Here is a 5,375-nt window from a genome sequence, read left to right on the forward strand (position 1 = left end):
TATCGTAATTATAGAATTGTGATATTATTTTCCTATACAAAAATTAGCAAATATTTCATTGATTACTTCTTCAGCATCTATTTTACCGCTTACATTACCAAGTATATTATTTAATATATTCATTTCTTCTGCAATTTCATCTAATGAGAATGATTCTTTAGATTTTTCTATACATACATCAATTTGCTCAAGTCCTCTTTCTAAATATCCTTTTTCTCTACTATTTACATAGCTTTCTTTATTGAATATATCAATATCAGAATCTGCCACATGATTTTTTAAAGCATGCATTAATAATTCTTTTCCTTCTTTTGTTTTAGTACTTATATTTATAATGCTTTTGCTTTCTATTTTTTGATTAAATTTGTTTTTTTCATCACTTTTATTTATGATATAAATAATATTTTTATCATTCAATGTATTTAAAAACTCTATTAAATTTATATCATCATCATTTGCATTTGAACTATTATCAAAAACTGCAAGTATAATATCAGATTCATAAGCACATTTTTTTGCTCTTTCAATTCCTTCAATCTCTATATCATTATCAGCCTCTTTATGGAACCCCGCAGTATCCATAAAATAAAAAGGTATATTCTCTATATAGATATTTTCACTTAAAAAATCTCTTGTAGTTCCTGCAATATTTGATACAATGGCTCTTTCATTTCCTAATATCATGTTAAATATACTGCTTTTTCCAGCATTAACTTTTCCAAGTATTGCAACTTTTATACCATTTATTAGATTTTCAACCCTTTTTGAATTTGATAATATATTTCCTATATCATTTTTTATTTGTATAAACATTTCTATTAATTTATCATAAGAAAAAGTTTCAGTATCATCTTCAGGAAAATCTAATTCTCCATAAACAAGCATAAGAGAATTTTTTATATTCTCTCTAAGTTTATCTACCTCTCTTGTAAGCCTTCCTCTCATTTTATATATACTTGCTTCAGCCATAAGTTTATTATTAGAATCTATTAAATCATGTATAGCTTCAGCCTCGCTTATACTAATTCTTCCATTTATATATGCTCTGTATGTGAACTCCCCTTTATTGGCAGTTCTTGCTCCATTTTTTATTAGAAGTTTCATAAGAGAATCTATTACTATAATGCTTCCATGAGAGATAAATTCTATTGTATCTTCTGATGTGAATGTATTAGGCGATAGGCTAGATAGTACTATAAGTTCATCTATAGGTGTATTATTTTCATCTTTTATTAGAGCATAGTAGCTTTTTCTATGTTCAAAATTCTTTATATTTTTATTTTCATTATTAGCATAAAAACATATCTTTGATGCTATTTCTAATGCTTTACTTCCAGACATTCTTATAACGGCTAATGCACTTTTTGAATACGGAGTTGCTAATGCTACTATTGTATCTTTTATATCGTATTCATTCATATTTTTTACTCTTTATTATTTTCAATTAATTATTCTATATTTTTTCTATTTTTCTATATTCATTAGATTATTTTCAAGTTTTTTATTTTCTTTAAGTTCTTTTTTTAATCTTTTCTTTTCTAACTTTCTTATTTTTTTATTTTCTTTTTCTTCCAATTTTAATGCTGTATATAAGTTACCGTTATTTATTATATAATCAATACAAAAATCATAGTCTTTTTGCATTATATTGAGTTCTGGTACTTGTTTTGCAAATTTAACATAATCAGATTCTTTAAACATATTTATAATGTATTCACTTTCATTAAACATATTTTCTTTAAATAATTGATTAATTTCACTTGTAGTCATATCATCTATATTGAATCTGAATCTTTTTGTTAAATATCTTTTAAATATAAAAGTTAATTCAAAATAATATTCTGCATATTTATTTTCATTATAATAATTATTGATATCCATATTTTTTAAAGCATTCAAAGCTTCAGTATCTTCTTTTATATTTATCTTTTCATTAAATTTCTTTTCTATATATTTTACAATAGCAAAAATTAAAATTATCAGTCCTATAACAGCAAAAACTATTAATACAGCAAATACCCATATATATTTAGGCATTTCTATTCCAATAGTTCCTTTCATAGCAGGTAAAGTTTCTCCATCTGAGAAAGGATATACTAATACTGTAATATCTTCCCCATGAAGTTCTTTGTATTCATTATTATAATTATATGAAATTTTGAATGGATATACTACAAATTGTCCTACATCATAAAAACCTAATTTATATTTTATGATTCTTTCTTTATAGTTTCCTATATCTCTATCTTTCTTTTCTACGGATATAATACGACATTTATTTTCTCTGTCATCGAATGATAAATCTTCAAAATTATAATCTATATTATTTTTTGATATTATTCTAACTTCATAATCTATAGTGTTTCCAATAATAACATTAACAGATGAAATTTTTGTAACAGCACTTACTACAGTATTTTTATCTATTTTTTTAGAGCATGATATTAATGCTGCAAATATCATTATTAATAATATAAATGATTTTTTCATGAAATTAAACTAATCCTATATAATCTATTGTTTTCTTCTTTCATTTCTATTTCAAATAAATAATAAGGAGTTTCAAAATAATCTATGAACTTATTTCCCCATTCTATCATAGTAATTCCATTTTCTCTAATCTTATCTTTAAAACCTATATCATCAAGCTCATCTTTATCTTCAAGTCTGTATAAATCTACATGTCTTAATATACTTTCTTTTCCATTTAATATTATATCATATTCATTTATTAAAGTAAAAGAAGGACTACTTACAATGTCTTCGCTTTTCATTAATCTTGACAGTATTCTTATAAATGTAGTCTTACCAAACCCAAGATTACCTTCCATTATAACAAGGTCTCCGTCTTTTAATATGCCTTTCAAGTATTTAGCAATATGGTTTATATTTTCAAGGTTTATATCTTTTTCTTCTTTAAGAATATCTTTTTTCATAGTTTTTTATTTTTTATCAATTAAAATATTTTGGAAATAATATATTATAGATTATTATTTGTCAAATATTCACTATCATATTTTTTATCATTATAAATTGATATCATTTCAAGAAGGGAAAATATTGATATTAATCTCAATGAAAAATTATTCATATCAAGTCCTGCAAGTATAAACATTGTAAATATTATTAATCTAGGATAATAAATTTTTGATATTATTGATGTCATAAAAGATGTAAATAAAGTTATTAAAAACATTATTATAATAACCATATATATAATAAAAGGCAAATATATGACGATACCTAAAGCACTGAAAAATGATATTATGATTAAAAAGAAACTGTTTCCAAATATTAATATTGCAATTATTGATAATATAATAGCCGCTATTACAAAATAGAAAGATTTATTAATATTTTTCATAACAATTTTTTTGATGAAAAACAATATATAAACTACTATAAGTATTAAAAATGAGAAAGATGATAATTTACTCATATAATTGGATATAAAATTAGATATATAATGCAGAATATCTGTATCTATTATTTTATTTGCTGATATCAAAATGTAGTTAATATTAGATGATGATAAAGATACAAGAATAAATATATATAATCCTCTTTCTAATTCTATTGTGTTTTTTGATAGTATTATTGAAATTAATATTTTTATTGTAAGAATGAATATTGATATAAAGTATAATAATTCAATAACATTATGTACATTAATATCCATAGCATATAATTTCAATGTACCTAATATTAGAAAAGCTATTCCAATTACAGCAGTTAATAAATCTGAATTAAATATACAACTATAAAATTTATAGAATACTAAAAGAAAGAATGATATTGATATTGTATAATCTAAAATAACTGTTATTAAATATATAAGTGAATTATTATCTATAACTACAGATCTGAAAAATAAATAGTTAAAAAATACAACAGTAATTAATATGTATGACCAGAAATTATAAGTGCCTACAAAAGAAATATTTTTATTCATTTGAATCATTAACTGCTATCCGATTATAATATATTATAATAGTAATATTTTTATTAAAAAATTTCAAGGACTTCAAATATATAGTTTCTATTTGAATTTATTTTTATATTTAACTCTTTTTTACTATTTTTTAATAAATCATATACTGTATAATTTTTATAATCATTAAGATTAGATTCTATCATTTGAAAAGGAAATATATAAAGAGGTATTTTACTTTGATCATTATCTTTAGCATGTACTGCATATAAATATATTTCTTATTCTAATTTTATATTATTATTTTTTATGATATTATCTTTTTCTTTTATTGCCGTTCTTACTCTGTTATACCTTTTTTGATTATCAAGAAAATTGCCTTCAAATAAAGTTATATTAATCATATTATAAATAATTATAAGTATTTTTTATAAATTCTCCTGTATGCTGTAAAATATTGTAATTAAATGTGCTTCCTTGATAAAAATATTGTTTTATTGTATTATTAAATAATGCTTTTACAGGAGAGAAAATAATGTTAACTTTTAAAAATATAGATGATAAAGAAATGCAAAATATTATTGATACCAAAGAAGTGAGCGATGATATAAAAAAAGCTTCAGAGAATGTTTTGGCTATATTCACTCAAGATTGGTGCAGTGATTGGAAGGGACTAAAAAGAGAATTAGATGCCAATGAAAATAATTCAAATATAGATATTACTATTTTTATTTGTATGTACAATCAAAGTTCATTATACGAGCCTTTTATGAATTTCAAAGAAACAGTATGGAATAATGGTTTAATACCTTATTTAAGATACTATAAAAATGGTTCATTAGTAAAAGATACAAATCATTTGCCTTTTCAGAGATTAATAAAAGCATTTGAATAATAAAAATATGTTTAAAATTAAAAGGGCAGTAATTGGAAATATTGATGATATTTCTATTCTTGCCAAAAATATATATTTGAAATATAATTCCAATTTGGATAGCAAAGAAGGAATTAATAATGTTCTAGCATTCATATCGCCTGATAGTATGAAATTAAGATTTTATATGGAAGGCTCTTTAATACTTATAGCAGTTAATAATAATGAAAAATCTATTATTGGTATGCTTGAAATAACTGATTTTAATCATATTTCACTTTTTTTTGTAGATGATAAATATTTCAAATTAGGTATAGCCAGAAGTTTATTTGATGAAGCAAAAAAAATTATTAATTCAGATAAATACACTATGAAATCAAGTCATTATGCTTTGGAGTTCTATAAGAATCTAGGATTTGTAGAATTATATAATGATATTCAGGAAGAGAATGGCGTACATTTTCATTATATGATTTATTAAATCTATTTGTAAAAATATTAATATTATATTATAATTAACATAATATATTTATTTTTAATCGGAAGTACTATGGAAAATATTTTGCAAGT

At 22.0% G+C, this 5,375-nt stretch carries 7 protein-coding genes; 2 read left to right on the forward strand and 5 right to left on the reverse strand.

Annotation, left to right across the window (positions count from 1 at the left end):
• Window positions 1-24: 24 nt before the first annotated feature.
• The 5 genes from mnmE to Q1J76_RS07310 all read right to left on the reverse strand — a co-directional run bounded on the left by mnmE (window position 25) and on the right by Q1J76_RS07310 (window position 4,335).
• The gene (mnmE, locus tag Q1J76_RS07290; RefSeq protein WP_300369057.1) at window positions 25-1,419 is read right to left on the reverse strand and encodes a tRNA uridine-5-carboxymethylaminomethyl(34) synthesis GTPase MnmE; all 1,395 of its coding nucleotides are present in this window, start codon (window positions 1,417-1,419) and stop codon (window positions 25-27) included.
• A gap of 45 nt (window positions 1,420-1,464) precedes the next feature.
• On the reverse strand, window positions 1,465-2,490 hold the full coding sequence (locus Q1J76_RS07295; protein WP_300369060.1) for a hypothetical protein: 1,026 nt from the start codon (window positions 2,488-2,490) through the stop codon (window positions 1,465-1,467).
• Window positions 2,487-2,936: a tRNA (adenosine(37)-N6)-threonylcarbamoyltransferase complex ATPase subunit type 1 TsaE gene (gene tsaE / locus Q1J76_RS07300; protein ID WP_300369063.1), complete on the reverse strand. Its 450-nt coding sequence runs from the start codon at window positions 2,934-2,936 to the stop codon at window positions 2,487-2,489. Before tsaE ends, Q1J76_RS07295 begins: the two co-directional genes overlap by 4 nt.
• A 44-nt stretch (window positions 2,937-2,980) precedes the next feature.
• Entirely contained in the window at window positions 2,981-3,952 is a 972-nt protein-coding gene (locus Q1J76_RS07305) for a WESB_1763 family membrane protein (protein WP_300369067.1), read from the reverse strand.
• A 260-nt stretch (window positions 3,953-4,212) separates the two neighbouring features.
• Window positions 4,213-4,335: a hypothetical protein gene (locus tag Q1J76_RS07310; protein WP_300369071.1), complete on the reverse strand. Its 123-nt coding sequence runs from the start codon at window positions 4,333-4,335 to the stop codon at window positions 4,213-4,215.
• Between the two features lie 131 nt (window positions 4,336-4,466).
• Here Q1J76_RS07310 and Q1J76_RS07315 point away from each other — a divergent pair, with 131 nt between their 5' ends.
• On the forward strand, window positions 4,467-4,826 hold the full coding sequence (locus Q1J76_RS07315) for a hypothetical protein (RefSeq protein WP_300369073.1): 360 nt from the start codon (window positions 4,467-4,469) through the stop codon (window positions 4,824-4,826).
• A 7-nt stretch (window positions 4,827-4,833) separates the two neighbouring features.
• On the forward strand, window positions 4,834-5,286 hold the full coding sequence (locus Q1J76_RS07320) for a GNAT family N-acetyltransferase (RefSeq protein ID WP_300369076.1): 453 nt from the start codon (window positions 4,834-4,836) through the stop codon (window positions 5,284-5,286).
• Window positions 5,287-5,375: the final 89 nt, after the last annotated feature.

This window comes from Brachyspira sp., from assembly GCF_029258575.1.
Taxonomy (GTDB): domain Bacteria; phylum Spirochaetota; class Brachyspiria; order Brachyspirales; family Brachyspiraceae; genus Brachyspira.

Bases quoted from the DNA above. Each gene is read 5' to 3' on its own strand.
- mnmE (WP_300369057.1), bottom strand. From the start codon at position 1,419: ATGAATGAATACGATATAAAAGATACAATAGTAGCATTAGCAACTCCG.
- Q1J76_RS07295 (WP_300369060.1), bottom strand. From the start codon at position 2,490: ATGAAAAAATCATTTATATTATTAATAATGATATTTGCAGCATTAATA.
- tsaE (WP_300369063.1), bottom strand. From the start codon at position 2,936: ATGAAAAAAGATATTCTTAAAGAAGAAAAAGATATAAACCTTGAAAAT.
- Q1J76_RS07305 (WP_300369067.1), bottom strand. From the start codon at position 3,952: ATGAATAAAAATATTTCTTTTGTAGGCACTTATAATTTCTGGTCATAC.
- Q1J76_RS07310 (WP_300369071.1), bottom strand. From the start codon at position 4,335: ATGATTAATATAACTTTATTTGAAGGCAATTTTCTTGATAATCAAAAA.
- Q1J76_RS07315 (WP_300369073.1), top strand. From the start codon at position 4,467: ATGTTAACTTTTAAAAATATAGATGATAAAGAAATGCAAAATATTATT.
- Q1J76_RS07320 (WP_300369076.1), top strand. From the start codon at position 4,834: ATGTTTAAAATTAAAAGGGCAGTAATTGGAAATATTGATGATATTTCT.